The 18,323-nt window shown below is 70.7% G+C and carries 15 protein-coding genes, 1 tRNA gene and 1 pseudogene; 6 read left to right on the top strand and 11 right to left on the bottom strand.

The annotated features are described in order from the left end of the window. Positions 1–19 precede the first annotated feature (19 nt). Positions 20–1,033 (bottom strand): methyltransferase domain-containing protein, encoded by a 1,014-nt coding sequence (locus ABZ340_RS33935; RefSeq protein ID WP_358785730.1) that lies wholly within the window; start codon positions 1,031–1,033, stop codon positions 20–22. An 82-nt stretch (positions 1,034–1,115) separates the two neighbouring features. Here ABZ340_RS33935 and ABZ340_RS33930 point away from each other — a divergent pair, with 82 nt between their 5' ends. Then, positions 1,116–1,529: a globin gene (locus ABZ340_RS33930; protein ID WP_358785729.1), complete on the top strand. Its 414-nt coding sequence runs from the start codon at positions 1,116–1,118 to the stop codon at positions 1,527–1,529. Between the two features lie 119 nt (positions 1,530–1,648). On the opposite strand, the gene ABZ340_RS33925 is transcribed toward ABZ340_RS33930, so the two are convergent. The 3 genes from ABZ340_RS33925 to ettA are packed head-to-tail and all read right to left on the bottom strand — an operon-like array spanning position 1,649 to position 4,409. Next, the gene (locus tag ABZ340_RS33925; protein ID WP_358785728.1) at positions 1,649–2,332 is read right to left on the bottom strand and encodes a hypothetical protein; all 684 of its coding nucleotides are present in this window, start codon (positions 2,330–2,332) and stop codon (positions 1,649–1,651) included. Further along, positions 2,329–2,742: a thioesterase family protein gene (locus ABZ340_RS33920; RefSeq protein ID WP_358785727.1), complete on the bottom strand. Its 414-nt coding sequence runs from the start codon at positions 2,740–2,742 to the stop codon at positions 2,329–2,331. Before ABZ340_RS33920 ends, ABZ340_RS33925 begins: the two co-directional genes overlap by 4 nt. Before the next feature lie 2 nt (positions 2,743–2,744). Further along, positions 2,745–4,409 (bottom strand): energy-dependent translational throttle protein EttA, encoded by a 1,665-nt coding sequence (gene ettA, locus ABZ340_RS33915; protein WP_358785726.1) that lies wholly within the window; start codon positions 4,407–4,409, stop codon positions 2,745–2,747. Between the two features lie 725 nt (positions 4,410–5,134). On the opposite strand from ettA, the gene ABZ340_RS33910 reads away from it, so the two are divergent. Beyond that, the gene (locus ABZ340_RS33910; RefSeq protein WP_358785725.1) at positions 5,135–5,584 is read left to right on the top strand and encodes a hypothetical protein; all 450 of its coding nucleotides are present in this window, start codon (positions 5,135–5,137) and stop codon (positions 5,582–5,584) included. 319 nt (positions 5,585–5,903) lie between these two features. Here the strand turns inward: ABZ340_RS33910 and ABZ340_RS33905 are convergent, their stop codons facing one another. Continuing rightward, a complete protein-coding gene (locus tag ABZ340_RS33905) occupies positions 5,904–6,233 on the bottom strand; it encodes a hypothetical protein (protein ID WP_358785724.1) in 330 nt (109 codons plus the stop codon). Here ABZ340_RS33905 and ABZ340_RS33900 point away from each other — a divergent pair, their 5' ends adjacent. Next, on the top strand, positions 6,234–7,253 hold the full coding sequence (locus tag ABZ340_RS33900; protein ID WP_358785723.1) for a hypothetical protein: 1,020 nt from the start codon (positions 6,234–6,236) through the stop codon (positions 7,251–7,253). It abuts the gene before it with no gap. An 875-nt stretch (positions 7,254–8,128) separates the two neighbouring features. Here ABZ340_RS33900 and ABZ340_RS33895 read toward each other — a convergent pair. Further along, positions 8,129–8,614 (bottom strand): hypothetical protein, encoded by a 486-nt coding sequence (locus tag ABZ340_RS33895; protein ID WP_358785722.1) that lies wholly within the window; start codon positions 8,612–8,614, stop codon positions 8,129–8,131. A gap of 8 nt (positions 8,615–8,622) precedes the next feature. Beyond that, on the bottom strand, positions 8,623–10,065 hold the full coding sequence (locus ABZ340_RS33890; RefSeq protein ID WP_358785721.1) for a helix-turn-helix transcriptional regulator: 1,443 nt from the start codon (positions 10,063–10,065) through the stop codon (positions 8,623–8,625). Positions 10,066–10,308: 243 nt separating this feature from the next. Here ABZ340_RS33890 and ABZ340_RS33885 point away from each other — a divergent pair, with 243 nt between their 5' ends. After that, positions 10,309–10,932 (top strand): hypothetical protein, encoded by a 624-nt coding sequence (locus ABZ340_RS33885; RefSeq protein ID WP_358785720.1) that lies wholly within the window; start codon positions 10,309–10,311, stop codon positions 10,930–10,932. Positions 10,933–11,246: 314 nt separating this feature from the next. Here ABZ340_RS33885 and ABZ340_RS33880 read toward each other — a convergent pair whose 3' ends face one another. The 4 genes from ABZ340_RS33880 to ABZ340_RS33865 all read right to left on the bottom strand — a co-directional run bounded on the left by ABZ340_RS33880 (position 11,247) and on the right by ABZ340_RS33865 (position 17,530). Beyond that, entirely contained in the window at positions 11,247–12,662 is a 1,416-nt protein-coding gene (locus ABZ340_RS33880) for a Cys-Gln thioester bond-forming surface protein (protein WP_358785719.1), read from the bottom strand. Positions 12,663–12,933: 271 nt separating this feature from the next. After that, positions 12,934–13,401 carry a single-stranded DNA-binding protein gene (locus ABZ340_RS33875; protein WP_358785718.1) on the bottom strand — a complete coding sequence of 156 codons (468 nt, stop codon included), beginning with the start codon at positions 13,399–13,401 and terminating at the stop codon, positions 12,934–12,936. A gap of 436 nt (positions 13,402–13,837) precedes the next feature. Beyond that, positions 13,838–15,919 carry a YfjP family GTPase gene (locus ABZ340_RS33870; RefSeq protein ID WP_358785717.1) on the bottom strand — a complete coding sequence of 694 codons (2,082 nt, stop codon included), beginning with the start codon at positions 15,917–15,919 and terminating at the stop codon, positions 13,838–13,840. A gap of 3 nt (positions 15,920–15,922) precedes the next feature. Next, positions 15,923–17,530, bottom strand: coding sequence for a dynamin family protein (locus tag ABZ340_RS33865; protein WP_358785716.1), 1,608 nt, complete (start codon positions 17,528–17,530; stop codon positions 15,923–15,925). Positions 17,531–17,849: 319 nt separating this feature from the next. On the opposite strand from ABZ340_RS33865, the gene ABZ340_RS33860 reads away from it, so the two are divergent. Further along, positions 17,850–17,922: transfer RNA gene (locus ABZ340_RS33860), tRNA-Arg, on the top strand. 151 nt (positions 17,923–18,073) lie between these two features. Next, positions 18,074–18,323, top strand: a pseudogene (locus ABZ340_RS33855) (hypothetical protein); the annotation flags it as partial.

Raw genomic sequence — 18,323 nt, 5'->3', positions numbered from 1 at the left:
GAAGGGGCTCTGGGCCGGGTCAGGGCAGGGGCCAGGTGTACGGCCCCCGCGGATCGTCCAGCCACGCCCGGGCGCGCTCGCCGCGGACGGTGACGCCGTACCGCTCGCGGCGGGGCGCGCCCGCGCGCTCCCACAGCACGTACGCCGCTCGCGGGGCGAGCCCGCCGCGGGTCAGCGCCAGCAGGAACCGGAACAGGTCGTCCTGCCGGGCCCTGCGGGGTACGTCGCCCAGATCGCCCGGCTCGTACGGGTCCGGCACGGGCGGGCCGCCGCGCAGGGGCACGAAGTAGGCGGGCGTGTCCAGGAAGCGTCCCTCGGCGTGGGCGCCGTCGTGCACGGTGAGCGCGACCAGGCCGGTGGCGAGCGGGGTGAGGATCCGGCCGCCCGGGCGGCACTGGGCGAGCCAGGCGCGCGGGACGGACGGGAGCGCGCAGGTCGCGATGATCCGGTCGAAGGGGGCGCGCTCCGGTACGCCGCGCGCGCCGTCGCCGGTGACGACGACCGGGTGGTACCCGGCGGCGTCCAGGTGCCGGCGGGCGGACTCGGTGATCTCCGGGTCCAGGTCGACGGTGGTGACCAGGCCGCCGTCGCCGAGCCGGTGGGCGAGCAGGGCCGCGTTGTAGCCGGTGCCGGTGCCGATCTCCAGGACCCTGTCGCCGTCCCGTACCTTCAGCTCGGCCAGCATCAGGGCCATCAGCGACGGCTGGCTGCTGGAGGAGAGCAGCTCGCCGTCGCGCAGCCGGGTGGCGAGCGGGGTGTCCTCGTAGGCGCCGCGCAGCCAGCGCTCGCACGCGGCGGGGTCGGGGTGCTCGCCCCAGCGGCGTTCGTAGCCGCCCGCGACGGCGACGTAGTAGTACGGCACGAAGAGGTGGCGCGGGACGGCCTCGAACGCCTCCCGCCACACCGGGTCACCGGCCCAGGCGCCGCTGCGCTCGATCTCGCGCACCAGCTCCGCCCGCACGGAGGCGGCGAGACCGGCCGGATCCGTGTCCCGGCCCCTGTCCCGGTCCCGCCCCCTGTCCCGGTCGCCCATGTCTCCACAGTAGGGCTCTCCCCGATGGGGCGTCCTGGGCCGGGTCCTGGGTCTTGAGTCCTAGGCCGCCGTGTCTGAGACCATGGACGGCGTGAATGAGATTCGGCGCGGCACGCTTCAGGAGCAGACCTTCTACGAACAGGTCGGCGGGGAGGAGACCTTCCGCCGGCTCGTCCACCGCTTCTACCAGGGAGTCGCCGAGGACCCGATCCTGCGGCCGATGTACCCCGAGGAGGACCTGGGCCCGGCCGAGGAGCGCCTGGCGCTGTTCCTGATCCAGTACTGGGGCGGTCCGACGACCTACAGCGAGAACCGCGGCCACCCCCGGCTGCGCATGCGCCACGCCCCCTTCGCCGTCGACCGGGCGGCGCACGACGCCTGGCTGAAGCACATGCGGGTCGCCGTCGACGAGCTCGGCCTGTCCGAGGAGCACGAGCGGACGCTGTGGAGCTACCTGACGTACGCCGCGGCGTCGATGGTGAACACGCCCGGCTGACGGCCCGGACCGAGGCGCCGCCCGGCGGTGCGCGCCGGGTCCCCCGGCAGCCGGCAGCGGCCCGCCGGGGGACCCGGTACCGATGATGTGGTGGCCGGTGGCCCGTACCGGGCCGCCGCTCAGCGCACGCTGAGACCCAGCCCGCCGAGGCCCGACCGCCGTACGGCGACGGACCCGTAGGGCGTGCGCAGCCGCAGCCACGCCCCGGAGGAGAACAGTCCGAGGCCCTCCCCTTCCGTCTTCCCCGCGGGCCGCAGGAAGCCCAGGGACTGCGCCGCGTGCACGGCCCGCACCGGCAGCCCGGTCTCCCCGACCGTGCGGGACCAGATCTCCCGCCCGATCCGGTCGAACTCGGCCCGCGTACGCCGCTCGGGCGCCAGCTCCTGCGTACGGCCGCGGAACTCGGCGACACCGGCGGCGACGAGCCGGCGCAGCGCGTCCGGGGCGGGCAGCCCCGGCTCGGGCCGCCAGCCGCCGCGCGGCGGCAGCACGCCCGCCCACGGCGGGCCGGTCACCGCGCCGGGGACGGTGGCCGTGGCACCGGCCTCGTCCACCGACTCCAGCAGCTCACCGGCGGAGACGGTCGCGTCGAGGGTGACGTCGAGCCCGTTCTCGTACGGCTTGGCCAGCCGCACCGCGCGGATCGCCAGCACCTCGAAGGACGGTGGCCGCCCGAAGACGGCCAGTGCCGTGCCGGCCGCCTGGAGCCGGACGGCGGCGGACCGGTCGTAGTGGAGCAGCCGGGAGAGGAAGGCCGCGAGATCCGCCGCCTCCCCCTCGTCGGCCAGGTGGAGCACCGTCATGCGGCGACGGCCTCCTCCTCGGCGTCGTCCATGTACTCCCGGAGGAACTCCCGTTCCTCCGCGGTGATCCGGCGGGGCCGCTGCGCCTCGAAGTCGAACGGCACGATCACCGTGGAGGCCCGGACGTAGACCTGGTCGCCGTCCTTCACCTCGTAGGCGAGGGTGAAGGACGCGGCCCGTATCTCCGTGACCCACAGCTCGATGTCGACCGGGGCGTGCCGGTGCACGAGCTGCCGCTTGTAGTCGATCTCGTGGCGCGCCACCACCGACCCCTGCCGGAACTCCTTGTCCGGGCGGAACAGGAAGTCGATACGGGCTTCTTCCAGGTAGCGCAGGAAGACCACGTTGTTGACGTGACCGTACGCGTCCATGTCCGCCCAGCGCAGCGGGCAGCGGTAGAGGTGCCGCAAGATCAGCCCCGGGTCAGCTTCTTGTAGGTGGCGCGGTGCGGACGCGCGGCGTCCGGTCCGAGCCGCTCGATCTTGTTCTTCTCGTACGACTCGAAGTTGCCCTCGAACCAGAACCACTTGGACTCGCCCTCGTAGGCGAGGATGTGCGTGGCGACGCGGTCGAGGAACCACCGGTCGTGGGAGACGACCACGGCGCAGCCGGGGAACTCCAGGAGCGCGTTCTCCAGGCTGGAGAGCGTCTCGACGTCGAGATCGTTGGTCGGCTCGTCGAGGAGCAGCAGGTTGCCGCCCTGCTTGAGGGTGAGCGCCAGGTTGAGGCGGTTGCGCTCACCGCCGGAGAGCACCCCGGCCGGCTTCTGCTGGTCCGGGCCCTTGAAGCCGAACGCCGACACGTAGGCCCGGGACGGCATCTCGACCTGGCCGACGTTGATGTAGTCGAGCCCGTCGGAGACGACCTCCCACAGCGTCTTCTTCGGGTCGATGTTCTCGCGGCTCTGGTCGACGTAGGAGATCTTGACGGTGTCGCCGACCTTGATCGAACCGGAGTCGGGCTGCTCCAGGCCCTGGATCATCTTGAACAGGGTGGTCTTGCCGGCGCCATTCGGGCCGATGACACCGACGATGCCGTTGCGCGGCAGCGTGAAGGAGAGGTCGTCGATGAGGACCTTCTCGCCGAAGGCCTTGCCGAGGTTGTTCACCTCGACGACGACGTTGCCCAGACGCGGGCCCGGCGGAATCTGGATCTCCTCGAAGTCCAGCTTCCGCATCTTGTCGGCCTCGGCGGCCATCTCCTCGTAGCGGGCCAGACGCGCCTTGGACTTGGCCTGCCGCCCCTTGGCGTTGGAGCGGACCCACTCCAGCTCTTCCTTGAGGCGCTTCTGGCGCTTGGCGTCCTTCTGGCCCTCGACCTTGAGGCGGGCGGCCTTGGTCTCCAGGTACTTGGAGTAGTTGCCCTCGTAGCCGTGCAGGCGGCCGCGGTCGACCTCGCAGATCCACCCGGCGACGTTGTCCAGGAAGTACCGGTCGTGGGTGACGGCGACGACGGTGCCCGGGTACTTGGCCAGGTGCTGCTCCAGCCAGTTCACCGACTCGGCGTCGAGGTGGTTGGTGGGCTCGTCGAGCAGCAGCAGGTCGGGCTGCTCCAGCAGCAGCTTGCACAGCGCGACGCGGCGGCGCTCACCACCGGAGAGGTTGGTGACGGGCCAGTCGCCGGGCGGGCAGCCCAGGGCATCCATGGCCTGCTCCAGCTGGGCGTCCAGGTCCCACGCCTCGGCGTGGTCCAGCTCCTCCTGGAGCTTGCCCATCTCCTCCAGCAGCGCGTCGGAGTAGTCGGTGGCCATCAGCTCGGCGATCTCGTTGAACCGGTCGAGCTTGCCCTTGATCTCGGCGACACCCTCCTGGACGTTCTCCAGGACGGTCTTGTCCTCGCTCAGCGGCGGCTCCTGCAGCAGGATGCCGACGGTGTAACCGGGCGTGAGGAAGGCGTCGCCGTTGGACGGCTGCTCCAGCCCCGCCATGATCTTGAGGACGGTCGACTTACCGGCCCCGTTCGGGCCGACGACACCGATCTTCGCCCCCGGCAGGAAGTTCAGGGTGACGTCGTCGAGGATCACCTTGTCGCCGTGCGCTTTGCGCGCCTTGCGCATGGTGTAAATGAACTCAGCCAAGAGAAACCGTCCGGCAACTTGAGATCTGGCAGTGGGCAGATACACCCCATCTTGCCTGACCGCCACCCCTGCGGGGAAACCCGTCACCTCCGGGGGCGCTGACCTGGGGTTTCGCCGGTGCGCACTGCGGCTCGTCTGTCACTGTCGGTCGCCGTCGGTCGGCTTCGGGCGGCCTTGCACGGCCCAGGGACGGCCCAGAGTCGATCACCAGGAACCGGTCATCGGCTGACAGCGGCGCCATCGAACACGCCGTATGAACCTCAGCCACCGACAGCCAGCCACGACGGCGGACGCGCCGACCGACCAGGCGCGCGTATGTCTCGCTGCACCCCCACCGGCCTCGGCCACGGTGCGGTGCCGCCGACGGGAGCAGCCGCGCCGGCCGGGCCGTGGGGACGAGCCGGAGTCAACCGCACCCGAGCCCTCAGCTTGGGAAGCTTGGGTCACTCCGGGGTGGCTGCTGAGCTGACCTGCGGTGTGGCGGTCAGGGAGTCGACCTGGCCGGCGAGCGACTCCTGCTGTTCCCCGAGCTTCCCCGCACGATCTGGCACAGCGGTGGCACGCCGGCTTCTGATCCGTAGCTCTATTCAGATCGTTCGCCAACGGTCTTACCGGCCGCACCAGAGCCCTTCGAAGACAGGACAAGTCTCTTAAAGACTGCTGTGGTTGCGGTACTTCGCTGCTGTACTTCTGCTGGGAGCCGATCGCACCAGCAAGGGAGGCCCATGCAGTGGTCGACGCTCGTGGCGACAGCTGTAGGCACGATACTTGGTGTACTTGCCACGCTCATTGCCGATCATGTCCGCTGGCGGCACGACCGTTCGGAGCGTGAGCGGGACACGCTGCTCACCGCCTGCACCGAGTACCTCACGGCTCTCTCGACAGCCATGGATGCATTCTCCCGGGCAGAGGCTTCCCCTGGACTTGTCGGCAAAGGGCATGTCGCGCTCGGTGAGCACGGAGTCTACGCAGCACAGCAGAGACTGGAACTAGTGGCGCAACGAGCACTCGTCGACAAGGCCGGTCGTGCCACCCTTAAAGTGCTGGATTTTCATGACGTTGTGGTTGCTGAACATGACGCGAACTCCCATGAGTATGTCGATGCCTGGCGAGCATGCCACCAAGCCCGATCAGCATTGATAGAGGAGATGAGAAACGTCATGCGGCGAGTTTGAGGCATTGAGCGGTAGTGCAGAACGCGCCGAAGGTTCCGTTAGTTCTGGTTCTCAAACTAGAGGGAGTGAATCGATGAATGGATACGAAAGACTGCAGGATATAGCCAGGCGCGCGCCCGCCGAACTCTCCATTTGGAAATCAGGGAAGACGGCGCTACATGCGTTGCTGCTTTCGGTTTCTGCTCGGTACGTTCGAGAAGTCCGCAAAGGTTCTCCCGGTTCTCAAGAATGGGAAGCAAGAGGACCTGGAGGCGCAGCGCGAGACTGGGCTAATATAACCGCCCGTCTCGTCGAATGGAGCTTCCTGTACTGCGACCCTTCAGCCACCGGAGAGCCCAATTTGCAGGAAATTGACGAGGCGTTCGAGTTGGCGCAAAACTGGGGAGTCATCCAAATTGGACTGGAGGGCGGCAGGGCGGGTCGCGTCCGGATCGAAAAGCAAAGAAAGGGAATAGTTATTGAACCAATCACCAATCCATCCGTAGAGGTCCTGGATGTTCTCCTTGAGGAGATCGACACCGGGAATGTGGACAAAAATACAGTCGGGCCAAGCCTGGAGCCTGCGCACGCCTTCTTCCGGACCCAGCAAGGGCGGAAAAACGTTCATCAGAATGTTCCTGTATGGGTCGGCGGCCTCTACATCCAGCACATGAAGAACTATCTTGCAAATAAGCCGTGGGAAATAGCGCTTGACGCTGACCTAGGTGGGTTGACTCTCGGGGAGGCCATTCCGCTGATGGGTACGCTCAAAGGGATGTCGCTCCTTCAGCTCTCCCTGTTCAGGGGCGAGCCGAACCTGGATACGGCATATATTGCAATGCGGCCAGAAACGATGATTCGATGGCTGAAGAAGTACAACCCGAAGAGTACCGCCGTGGAGAAGTTCATCGAATTGCTCACCTATCGGGGACCTAGGGGGAAAACTCCCTTCTCTGCCCCCATTATCCCGTGGGATGGCCAGCTGCTGATGCCTTTCGCCTTGATTTCGGATGGCCTTGAGGAGCGGATGCTTCTTCGTGCAGCCGCATCCAATCCCAACACGTCCGGAAAACTTGGCGGATCTCTTGGGCGCTTGTCTAACAAGTGGGCTTCGCGTCTTGCCGAGATACCAGGAGTTGAAGTCGCGACAGAGGTTAAGGTTTTGGCCTCAAATCGGCGAAAAATCGGGGACTTGGATATTGTAGCCCTCGATAGCGACCGTAAGAGCGGTCTGATAGTCGAAGCGAAGTGGCCGATTGATGCACGAGTCCTAGCGGACGCCTGGAAACAAGAGTCCGCAATAGACAAGGGTAAAGAGCAGATTAAACGACTTCAGAGAGAAATCTCAGACAGTGCGATTGTTAAACTTCCGCAAGGGTGGCCGCCATTCTCCGACATTGAGTGGACCTGGATGGTTGGCACTGCCCGCTACTTGGATGCACGTGAATCGCTGGACGGCCCTCCGGTCACCTGCCTCAGGCTAATTGAACAACTATTGCCAGCTTCTTCCGTGCGTGATTTGTTGCAAAGATTGACAGATCTGCAGTACCCGCAAGAAGGCCGAGAGTTTCGACTTTCCTGGAAGCGGGTGGTGGTGAGTGGAGTGAAAGTAAAGGCCAGGGTGATTGAGATACTTCCCTCCGCACCTAAGCCGCCGACGGAAAGGAGACGCTCACAAGGTTGGACGTGAGGTAAGCGCCGCTGCTTTCCAACCCACCCTCCCTGCTCCCATCCCGTCCACCGTCGACCCACACATCTGTGGAGCGGGCGTGGTTCAGGGCGTCCAGGTGGAGCGCGCCACTGCACGAACGACCTGGACGCCCTGGGCCGCGTCTGCTCGGCTCTGCCTGGGTCGATGGTGGTCGGGATGGAAGCACCCCACGCACGCCCCAACGTGCCCGCGGCCGGCGACGGCGCCCCCTCCGTCCCGGTGCCGGCCGATCCCCCGCCGGAGGCATCGTCTTTGACCGCGCCCGTTCTGTGCGGTGATCGACTCATGGCTTCCGGCCCTATCCACCCGTGGGCGCGCGTCGGCGCAGCGCGGGCGGAGCGGGCCGAAGGCAGGAGCGGCGCCCGGAGCGGCGCCGGGAGCGCGCCCGGCGGAGCGGAGCGCAGCCGGGGCTTGAACCAGCAAAGAAAATTGTCACTCACTCTGTCGGGCATGGTCTGAACCCGAGCTCACGTGTAGGGGTTCGGCGCACAGCAGGGCTCGCCGCGTTTCGATGCGCCCCTCGTACCTCGTACAGGACCCTGCGGAGCCTCAGGATGTGACCGGCTCGCAAGGACGACGGGGGAAGCAGAGAGCAGCGCGGCGAGCAGGGACCGGCCGGGGCAGCATGCCCCGGCAGCTACAGCCTTCAGCTCTTGGACGATGGTCTCGGTGCCCTCGTGTGTCGTCGGCGGGACGGAGCTTCGGCGCCGGACCAGTCCGGCGCCGTATCGCAGGCCACGGCACTCGACCCGCAGCGCCGCCGATCAACGTGATCGGTAGTGCTCCCGCCCTTGCTTCGGCAGGTGGCGGGGCCTTCTCCCCGTCGTACCCGCAGCATCCGGATCGTCCGGTGATCAACCGTGCCGTGCTGCTCCTTCAGGCCAGATGACGTCGACAGGGAGACCGGTCCCGCGTGCTTCAAGCACCGTGTCCGCCGTGCCGCCGCCCTTGCCGCTCGGCGGTGCTCCGTCCCATACGGCAACGAGTCGGTCGGCCCGGCTCAGAAGGGTGCGGTTGGCGTCCTCGTACGCTGCGCGGTTCGCCGTCTCGTGGTCCAGCACGATCACTTCGGCGGCGGCCTCGATGAGCCGGTCGAAGGTCTCGGCGTGGTCCGGTTTCACCTTGGCCTGCCGGTAGTCCTTGGAAGGGAGGACCACAACCAGGCTGCCTCCCAGGTCCAGGACCGCCTCGGCGAAGAGAGTGTCGGCGCCCCTGGCGATGCACGAGACACCGGTCAGTTCGGGGGCGTAGGGCTTCAGCGTCTCGCGCAGGGCTTCGCCGACCAGGGGGACGCTGCTGTAGGCCAAGTCCATGTGTCCGGTCACGGCGATCGTGGTCATGGCACTCCTCACGTCGACAGGGCATCGCGGATCCTTGCCCGCGCTTCGCCGACGCTACGCGACGCCGACCGCCCCACGGTGTACGGGTACAACTGCCCGAGCTGCGCGCGGACTCGGTTGGACCGGGTATGGGCAGCGGCGTCGACCGCGCGGTGAGTCTGCTCCACCGCGCCGGTCGTATCTCCCATCAGGAAGTGGCACTCCGCCAGTCCGATCAAGTCTAGGGCGTGGCTGCGCCCCGCCTCCGGGCCTCGCCTGGCCAGTGCATCGCGGATCGCGTCCGCGGCGGCCTCCGCCTGTCGCGGGTCCGTGCGGGCCAGGTCCAGCAGACGGCCCCCGGTGACACCGGCGAGTTCCGCGTCGTCGAAGTAGGCGATCCAGTACGGCTCGTCTCCCCCCGCTTCGGCGAGCGCTTCCTGAGCCTCGGTGGTGGTCCGCTGGAAGGCGGCAGCGCGGCCCATGGCGGCATACGCCCATGCCTCGCGTGTATGGAGCAGGGCTCGCACACGTGCCCCGGCGACCGCTTTGCTCACGCCTTTCTGTGCCAAGCGCACCAGCTCCAAGGCGTCTTGCGGCCGGTCCTGGTACAGCATCTGCCGTGCCATACCCGCCAGCACGTTCGCGCCGAAACCTGTATCGCGGCCGGCATGGGCGGCGCGCAACGCGAGCAGGTAGTAGCTCTGCGCCTGCTGTTGCAGACCCGAGTCCCAGGCCATGGTCGCTGCGGTGCCGCTGAGGTAGGCCATGACCCGGAACAGACCCCGCTCGACCTCCGGGTCCTGATGCTCCTCGAGGTGGCCCGCGACCTCGTTGAGCTGACCGACGACGGCCTTCCGGCGCAGGCCGCCGCCGAAACGGTGATCCCAGGCCCGGAAAGCCTGGGCGGTGGCTTCCAGCTCCTGGACTTCCCGCAGTCCGATGCGGCCTTGGCGTCGGCCTGACTCGCTCGCCGACGCGGGCTGCAACCAGCCTTCGAGGGAGTCGAGCAGTGCGGCACCTGTCAGAGCGGCACCGGCCAGGGCACGGGAGGCGGCGCGGCGATCCATCACAAGGTCACTCCTGGTCAGCTCTGCGGCCATATGCACGGTCACCGTGGAGTGCCAGAGCTCCTCGTCGGTGGGCCGTGCTGTCATAGACGCCGGTGGGGCTGGGTGGTCGGGCCTCTTCTCCCAGGGTCGGTCGGCCACTCCGACCATGCTCCCCGGGATGCACAGCCCGTCCGCGATGCGGCAGATCACCTCGAAACTGGTCACCTGCTGTCGCCCGCTGATGATCCTGGACACCTTGCCGGGTGTGAGTCGGCAGGCCGCCGCGATGCGGTTCTGGGAGAGGCCGCCCCACTTCTTGATGAGTGAGAAGGCTTCGGCGAAGTCGTGCTCTGCCAGGGCACGTTTCAGATCGTCCCGGTTGAGGACTTCAAGAGCGAGCGGGCCGGGGGTCGTGGCATCCATGGGGCCAGCTTCCGGAGGGATCGTATGCGCTGCGCCGCGCGGCGCCGAACCAGGAACGAGTGTATTACCGCCTCGGTAACACCCGCAGGTCATACCGCGGCTACGTGGAGAGGGCGACGATCGGTGCAGGAACACGACGGGCCCCGGCGGCCGCGCGACCGGCCCCGGGGTGTGGCCAACGCTGCGAAGGAGCATCGACATGACACACGGTACAGCTCGGTCGGTGGGTCCAGGAGGCCGCCGATGACCGGCTCCAGCCCCGCGCTGCGCCCCGTCCGCACGGGTCAGGGCGCCCATGTACACACCGCCGCAGACCGGCGCCTGGCGGCCGAGCACTGGCTGCTGTCCGCCCATCCCATGCCCCGCCAGGGCCGCGGGGAGTGGGCCGAGCATCGCGTCACCCTGCTGCCGTTGGGCACGCTGTTCTCCGCCGTCCGTCTTCCCGGCCGCCTGGTCCACATGGTTGCCGACAGCACCGGACCCGAGGACATCGACGCCGTTTTGGACGAGGTGCTGGATGGAGGTCCGGTCATCTGTGACCCGCACGGCCCCCGCTACTACGCCCTTGTGCCCGCGCGCATGCCGCGCACCTGGGCACAGGCGGCAGACGACTGGCGTGGCGCCGGCGTGGAGTGCCTCGGTCGGGGGACCTACCTCGGTGTGCCCCGGCTGGACGCTGTCGAGCCGACCACCGGTACGGCCCCGTACTGGTCGGTGCCGATGTCGTCGGCCGGCATCCTGTGTGCCCCTCTCGCCGTGGCCCGGCTCATTGCGGCCGGGATGCACCAGCTCTCAGAGGACCGCGACCCATGGCCAGCCGACCCTCCTTTGATCCGCCCCCGGCTCGTATCCCGATCGGAGCGATGACGACGGGCCCTGCCCAGTACACCGAAGAACATCTGCGGGCCGCCCCCGCATCCGCCAACCGTGCAGCCGGGTACTTCCGGCTCCCGTACCCCCGCCGCGGACCGCGCTGCACCCGGCCGCCACTCCTATGGGGAAAGCAGGAGGGGCGTCGGCTCCGACTTGCTTTCGCTGATGGGCAGCCCCGTGCCGGTCCGTGGTCCCGGCCTGCGGAAGTGGTCCCGTGCTGGTGGAACCCGAGGGAACCCCCTCCGTGTGCGGCTTCCCGCCCGTGCTCCTGCCGGCCGGGAAGCCGTGGCGTTCAGCCGCGCTCCGTCTCACCCCCGCGGCCCGGCGTCCTTCCTCCGCAGGACCAGCAGCGTCGTGCCGCCGACGACCACCAGGCCGAGGGCGATGCCGCCGATCAGCGGGGTGACGCCGGAGCCGCCGGTCTCGGCGAGGTTGGTGTCCGCACTGGTGCCGCCGGCCGTGGCGGGGGCCGGTTCGCCGAGGATCTGGGTGCTCTGGCCGTCCTCGGACTCACCGGTCTGGGTCCGGCAGTCGAGGACGCCGGCGAACCGCTTCCCGAAGCCGTCCGGGCCGCTGATCGTGAAGTCGTAGGACTGGCCCTCCTGGAGCGGGACCGCCACCGTCCGGGTCTCGCCGGCCGCGATGCTGTACTCGGTCCCCAGCAGCTCGAAGGTGAACGCCTCGTCGCCCTTGTTGACGGCGGTGATGTCGAGGCTGCCCTCGGCGCAGTCCTCCACCGCGGACAGGGCCGGCACCGGGCCCCGCGCCCCCCAGGTGGCAGTCGCCGACGCCGAGACCGCCGACTCGCTGGAGCCGGCCAGGATCTGGGTCTGGCTGCGGCTCTCGGAGGCGAAGGCGCGTCCGACGGGCACGGTGGTCGACGCCTGCACGGTCAGCTCGGCCGTGCCGGGCGGGGCGTCCTCCGGTACGTCGAAGAAGACCTGGCTGCCGTCGGTGACGGAGGTGACGGCCCTGCCGTCCTTTCCGACGATCCGCACGCCGCTCGTGGCGGCGTCCGCCGGCGGGGTCACCGTCGCGCCGTCGGCGTTGGTGTGCACGGTCACGGGTCCGATCCGCTCGCCGGGACGGCCGGCGACGGCGGGCGGGTCGAGGGTGAGGGAGGCCGCCGGTTCCGCCAGGGCGCGGGCCTTCTTCTCCAGGTAGTCGGCGAGCCGTTCGGCCTGCGGGTCGGCGGCCCGGACCTCCGCGCCGTCGGAGTAGCGCCAGATGGCCACCTGGGTGCCGGCCGCCGCGTCCTGCTCGGTGAGCCCGCCGCGCACCCCCGCCTTCTTCGCGAGCGCCGCGAGGTCGTTGACCTGCGGGTAGGAGTTGTGCAGGATCCAGCGGATGCGGCCCGCGTGCGGGTTGGTGCCCAGCGAGGTCCCGCTCCAGGGGGTCTCGTGGTACTTGGCGTCCTTCTGCGTGGGGGTCTGGATGTCGACGCAGTACGTCTGCAGCGTGCCGCCGCCGTCGACGGACATCTCGAACAGGCCGGCCGGCACCTCCTGTTCGCCCATGGCGCCGTCCAGCACCGCGGTGCCGTAGGTCTTCAGGCCGTTCACGGTGGCGGTCGCCCCGTCCCGGCCCTGTGCCGTCCCGTCGGCGGCGGCCGGGCCGGCACCGGCCAGGACGCCTGCGGCGGCGAGTCCCGACACCATGGTCGCGGCGGCGAGGCGGGCCGCCCCTCGCCCGGGCACGGACAGCGCGGAGTACGCAGAAAACACCAAATCCCCTTCGAGCAGGACCCGTTGATGTGGGGGGAACGGTCCCACCAGCAGAATCAGCAGCCCCGGAGGGCATGTTCGGCATCCTAAGGAAGCGGCACCCCGTGCCTCCCGGTGATGCCGTCCGATCACCGATCCGACTCGGAATCGTTATCGCCCAGGCGGCTCTGAACAGGGCTTATCGACAAATCAACTCGGGGGCACCCCGTGCGTATTCATCGATAAGCCGCGGTTCGGACACGGTGCCGGGGCGGCCCGGGTATCGCGGGCGTCACGTCACGGAGGCCGGCTGCGCGTCCTGCGGGGCGGACGCGTCGGCCGTATCCGCCACCGGTGTCTCCCAGTTGGGCTCCGTCTGTGGTGAAGTGACGGCTGCGTCGGGCTTGTTGGCGCGACGGAAGGCCGACGTCCCCCGTGCGAGGTCGTGGCCGATCGCCACCGCGTCGATGTCCGCCGAGGTCCAGCTCTGCCCCTCGCGCACGTCCGTGCGCACCTTCAGCCGGCCCTGCACCATCACGGGGTCGCCCACCGCCAGCGACGCCGCCGCGTTCGTGGCGAGCTGCCGGTTGGCCCACACCGTGAAGAAGTTGGTGTGGCCGTCCGCCCAGGCGTTCTTCTCCCGGTCCCAGTAGCGTGAGGTGACCGCCAGCCGGAACCGCGCCGACGGGCCGCTCGCCAGTTCCCGGTACACCGGCTGCGTCGCCACGTTGCCCACCGCGCAGACCATCGTCTCGTTCATCGTGCACCCCTCCCTCCGCCCGGACACCGACGCCGGGCGGATGCGCGTACGGGCCCCTCCCGTACGGCTGCCTCGGCACCGACGGCCGCGCCGCCGCCGTACGCCGCCGCCGGTGACGACGGCCGCGCGCGGGCGCCGCGTGCCGCCGCCTGCCGTGGCGACCGCGTCCGTCCCGGGGCGGGTCCCCGGGCGCCGCGATCGCCGCACGGCCAGACTGCCTCCGCCGGGCCGGAGCCGCCGGGCGCTGTGGACGGCCGGCCGCCTGTGGAGAACCCGGCCACCCGGACGGGTGACATCCGGCCCCTGGCCTTGACGCTCCCCGCCGCTCCCGACTCTGACGGCTCCTGCCGCTTCCGGCTCCAAGCCCTGACGGTCCTTGCCGCCCCCAGCTCCGGGCCCTGACGGTCCCCTCCGCTTCCGGCCCCGGGCCCCGGGCTTACCGCACCCCCGCCCCCGTGACCCGCCCGTACTGCTCCCGCACCTCCCGGTACCGCAGCAGCTCCGCCGCCACCGCGTCCAGCACGCGGGCCCGGCCGCAGCCGGCCGCCGCCTCTCTCAGCCGCCGTTCCGCGTCCTGGCCGTAGCGCCGCGCCGGTCCTCTGGCCGCCATGCGGCAACCCCACTCGATGACGGGACCGCCGACGATGCCGGACAGCATCAGCAGCACCGGCACACCCAGGTTCGGCGACATGACCCCGATGATCTGGCCCAGCAGCCACAGACCGCCCACGACCTGCACGAGCGTCATGCACGCCTGGGCGAACACGGCCACCGGCCACCACCCCGGCCGCGGCGGCCGGCCCGGCGGCAGCCCCGCCTTCGCGGCCAGTTCGTCCAGGGCCTCGGGCAGTCCCTGCGCGCCGCGGACGGCCGCCTCGCGCACCGCCTGCGCCCACGGCACCGGCAGCCCGGCCGACGCCCGGTCGGCGACCGTGCGGACCGCCTGCTCGACACGCTGGCGGGCCGTGGCCTCCTCGTCCGCCTGGGCGCGCAGCGGGAGCCGCCCGGTCGGCGGTTCGCGCCGGTCCAGGTACCAGCGCCACAGCCGCAGCCACGGCGTGCCGCACGCGCGGCTCGCGTTGCGCAGCCAGGCGCGTTCGGCCGCCTCGCCCGCCGCGGTGGCGCCGACCGCGTCCGCGAGCCGGTCCGCGAACTCCTCGCGCGCCTCCTCGCTGAGCCCGGCGCGCTGCCCGGTGACGTACACCGGACGCAACTGCCAGGCGGCGGTGTCCACGTCGGCCGAGATGCGGCGGGCCGGGGCGCCGCGCTCCGAGACGAACTGGCCGAGGGCCTCCCGCAGTTCGCCGACGCCGTCCCCGGTGAGCGCGGACAGCGCGAGCACGTTCGCGCCCGGTTCGCCGTACTCCCCGAGGGCGACGCCGTCCTCGTCCAGCAGCCGCCGCAGGTCGTCCAGGACCTGGTCGGCGGCCTCACCGGGCAGCCGGTCGATCTGGTTGAGGACGACGAACATGACCTCCGCGTAGCCCGCCATGGGCCGCAGATAGCGCTCGTGGAGGAGGGCGTCGGCGTACTTCTCGGGATCGACGACCCAGATGACGGCGTCGACGAGCGCCAGGATGCGGTCCACCTGCTCGCGGTGCTGCACGGCCGCCGAGTCGTGGTCGGGCAGGTCGACCAGGACCAGCCCGCGCAGCTGCGAGTCCACGTCCGGGTACTGCAGGGGGCGGCGCCGCAGCCGGCCCGGGATGCCGAGCCGGTCCAGCAGGCTGGCCGCGCCGTCGCTCCAGCTGCACGCGATGGGCGCCGCGGTGGTGGGCCGGCGCACGCCGGTCTCCGAGATGGTCACGCCGGCGAGCGCGTTGAACAGCTGCGACTTGCCGCTGCCCGTCGCGCCGGCGATGGCGACGACGGTGTGCTGCCCCGACAGTCTGCGCCGCGCGGCCGCCTCGTCGAGGACCCGGCCCGCCTCGGCGAGGGTCCGGCCGTCGAGCCGGGTGCGGGAGAGTCCCACCAGCTCGCGCAGCGCGTCCAGGCGCGACCGGAGCGGCCCGTCGTACGCCAGTGGCGTCACGGCCGACCCGCCGGGCGCCGGCCGGGACACGACGGGCGGCTGCTCCGCGCCGTCGGCCTCGTTCACCCGCCGCGCGATCAGCCCGTCGTCCCAGGCGTCCGCGGGGTCCGCGCCCTCGGCCGGGGCGCCGCGCGGCCGGCCCCGCCCCGCGCGGTCGGCACGGTCGGTGCGGTCGGCACGGTCGGCACGGTCGGAGCGGTCCGTGCGGTCGGTGCGGTCCGTGCGGTCGGTGCGGTCCGTGCGGCTCCCGCGGTCGGTACGGCGGAAGAGGCCGCCGCCCTGCCCGCGCGCGTGACCGTCCTCCTCCCGTTCCCGGCGGCGCCCGCCCCGGGCCGCGGCGCCTCCCGCGGAGGCCGCCTCCCTGGGGTGCCCGTCCTCCTCGCCGTGCTCCCCGGGGGACCGGCCCGCGCGACGATCGTCCCCGCGGGCCGTGCCCTTCGTGTGGTCGGTGTGCTCGGCGGGGTCCTGGTCAGTGACGGCGGTCACCGGTCACCTCTCCTTCTGCAGTACGGACAGCGCGGCGATGAGTTCGGCCTGGGGCTCGGGATGGATGTCGAGGGCGTCGAGCGGGGCGAGCCGGCGCTCGCGCTCCCGGTGCACGACCCGGTCCACGTACTCGGTCAGCAGCCGCCCGCCCCGGTCGCGCAGCCGCAGCGCGCCGTGCGCCCCGATCCGCTCGGCGAGCCCCTCCCCCGCGGACCGCGCCCGGCGCCCGCCCAGCAGCGCCGTGGCGACCAGGGCGGCGACGACCTCGGGATCGGGGGCGACGCTCCGGTCGAGCTCGCGCACCTCCTCCTCGGCGTACTCCTCCAGCTCCCGCCGCCACCGCCGTACGGCCAGGCCGATGCGGTGTTCGACACCGTCCGGCGTGGTGCCGCGGTCGGCGAGCTCCGGCGCGCCCGCCGCCGGTTCGCGCCGCCAGGCCTCGTCGACACGCTCGTCGGCGGCGGTGACGGCGCACAGCAGCAGCGCGGCCAGGCTCTCGGCCAGGGCGTCCAGGAGCTCGCCCGCGGAGCAGTCGAGCGGGAACGCCCGCCACCGCTTCAGCGCGTCCCCGGCGAGCACGGCCCCGGCCTGCAGCCGGCCCCGCACGCGCGCGTGCTCGCTGTCGTACGCCCCGTCGACGGCGGCGGTGAGCCGCAGGGCGGCGGCGTACTGCGCGGCGGCGGCACCGGCCAGCTCCGGCATCCGGGACGCGAGGGAGTCGAGGAGCCCGTACGCCGTACGGGCCATGGCGTCCTGCCGGGCCGCGGGGTCCTGCGCCCGGTGGACGAGCCACGTCCGCAGCGGCGCCACCGCGGTGGCCGGCAGCAGCCCGCCGCCCCAGGCCGACTCGGGCAGCTCGGGCACGGTGAACCGGGGTACGTCGCCGAGTCCGGCCTTGGTGAGCAGCGCGGCGTACTGCCGCGAGACCTCGGCCACCACCTGGTGCGGCACCCGGTCGAGCACCGTGACCAGGGTGGCGTCGTACTCCTTGGCGGTGCGCAGCAGATGCCAGGGGACGGCGTCGGCGTACCGGGCGGCCGTGGTGACCATCACCCAGATGTCGGCGGCGCACAGAAGCTCGGCGGCCAGGAAGCGGTTCTCGGCGACCAGCGAGTCGATGTCGGGCGCGTCGAGGAGGGCGAGGCCGGGCGGCAGGGTGTCGGCGGTCTCGATGCGCAGCACGCGCGCGGGGTTCTCCCCGGGCATCAGCAGGTCGTCGCCGGGGTCCTGGTGAGGCACCCACACGCGCGTGAGGTCGGGCAGGATCCGCATGCCGCTGAACCAGTGGTGGTCCTCCGGATGGCAGACCAGGACCGGCGTCCGCGTCGTCGGGCGCAGGACGCCCGCCTCGCTGACCCGGCGTCCCACGAGCGAGTTCACCAGCGTGGACTTGCCCGCCCCGGTGGACCCGCCGATGACGGCCAGCAGGGGCGCCTCGGGCTCTCTGAGCCGGGGCACCAGATAGTCGTCGAGCTGCGCGAGCAGATCGTCGCGGTTGGCACGCGCGCGTGGGGCCCCGGGCAGGGGCAGCGGGAAGCGTGCGGCCGCGACACGGTCGCGCAGGGCGGAGAGTGCGTCGAGCAGCTGAGGCCGTACGTCCAAGGTCACCACATGCGAAGAATGCCCAATTTTAGGGGAATTCTGAAGCATATGAGCATGTCTGCGCGCCGACGGAACATAGGGGACGGAAGGGGAGAGTGGGACGTCGGCACAGCCCAGGCATAACGAGTGCACAACACCCGATGCGCAGGACGCCAAAAGCGATGCACGATTCGCACCTGCCTGCGATTATCGGGACCGCTTCACTGAACCTCCACATCGAGTCACGGAGGGGAAGCAACCGGGACAAGGAGCCGGGAGCCCTATCCTTGTCCCCGGCGATGCCGCGGATCAGCCCACCCGGGCACCGTGGCAGAGGCCACCACACCTGGCCCCCGTAGCTCAGTGGATAGAGCAGGCGCCTTCTAAGCGCTTGGCCGCAGGTTCGAGTCCTGCCGGGGGCGCACATGCCCGTCGACCAGCGGAAACGCTGGTGAGGCTCTTACATGTCCGGACGCACATCGCTGCCAGGCCAAGCGCCTTGGCCGTCCGCGGACGTGTACACCAGGGTGCGGCGAGGACCGAGGACGCGCTCCCGAGGAACCGGTGGGCCGCATGGTGCCGGCACCTCCGCCGGTCCGCACCGGCGCCCTCACCGCCGCCGTCCTCGGCGCCCTCGTGGCGGCCGTCCTCGCCGGACTCGCGGTCACCGCGAGGACGCTGCGCGGGCAGGGGCGCAACAAGTCCCACACCTCATGCGGAAGCGGGGCCGGGGCGGTGCCCGGGCCGGGTCCGCAAGAAGGGCCCTACCCCACCCCCGCCCGGGGGAACGCCGGGGGTGGGCCCGAGGTGGGGGGAGCCGCGG

Source organism: Streptomyces sp. NPDC006134 (assembly GCF_040628835.1).
In the GTDB taxonomy this organism is placed as follows: Bacteria; Actinomycetota; Actinomycetes; order Streptomycetales; family Streptomycetaceae; genus Streptomyces.
Note: the sequence above shows the minus strand (reverse complement) of the source record. Positions and strands in the feature narration are given on the sequence as shown.

What these genes read in the sequence shown, in the direction of transcription:
- ABZ340_RS33935 (WP_358785730.1), bottom strand. Translation starts at nt 1,033, where the DNA reads ATGGGCGACCGGGACAGGGGGCGGGACCGGGACAGGGGCCGGGACACG.
- ABZ340_RS33930 (WP_358785729.1), top strand. Translation starts at nt 1,116, where the DNA reads ATGGACGGCGTGAATGAGATTCGGCGCGGCACGCTTCAGGAGCAGACC.
- ABZ340_RS33925 (WP_358785728.1), bottom strand. Translation starts at nt 2,332, where the DNA reads ATGACGGTGCTCCACCTGGCCGACGAGGGGGAGGCGGCGGATCTCGCG.
- ABZ340_RS33910 (WP_358785725.1), top strand. Translation starts at nt 5,135, where the DNA reads ATGCAGTGGTCGACGCTCGTGGCGACAGCTGTAGGCACGATACTTGGT.
- ABZ340_RS33900 (WP_358785723.1), top strand. Translation starts at nt 6,234, where the DNA reads ATGAAGAACTATCTTGCAAATAAGCCGTGGGAAATAGCGCTTGACGCT.
- ABZ340_RS33895 (WP_358785722.1), bottom strand. Translation starts at nt 8,614, where the DNA reads ATGACCACGATCGCCGTGACCGGACACATGGACTTGGCCTACAGCAGC.
- ABZ340_RS33890 (WP_358785721.1), bottom strand. Translation starts at nt 10,065, where the DNA reads ATGGATGCCACGACCCCCGGCCCGCTCGCTCTTGAAGTCCTCAACCGG.
- ABZ340_RS33885 (WP_358785720.1), top strand. Translation starts at nt 10,309, where the DNA reads ATGACCGGCTCCAGCCCCGCGCTGCGCCCCGTCCGCACGGGTCAGGGC.
- ABZ340_RS33875 (WP_358785718.1), bottom strand. Translation starts at nt 13,401, where the DNA reads ATGAACGAGACGATGGTCTGCGCGGTGGGCAACGTGGCGACGCAGCCG.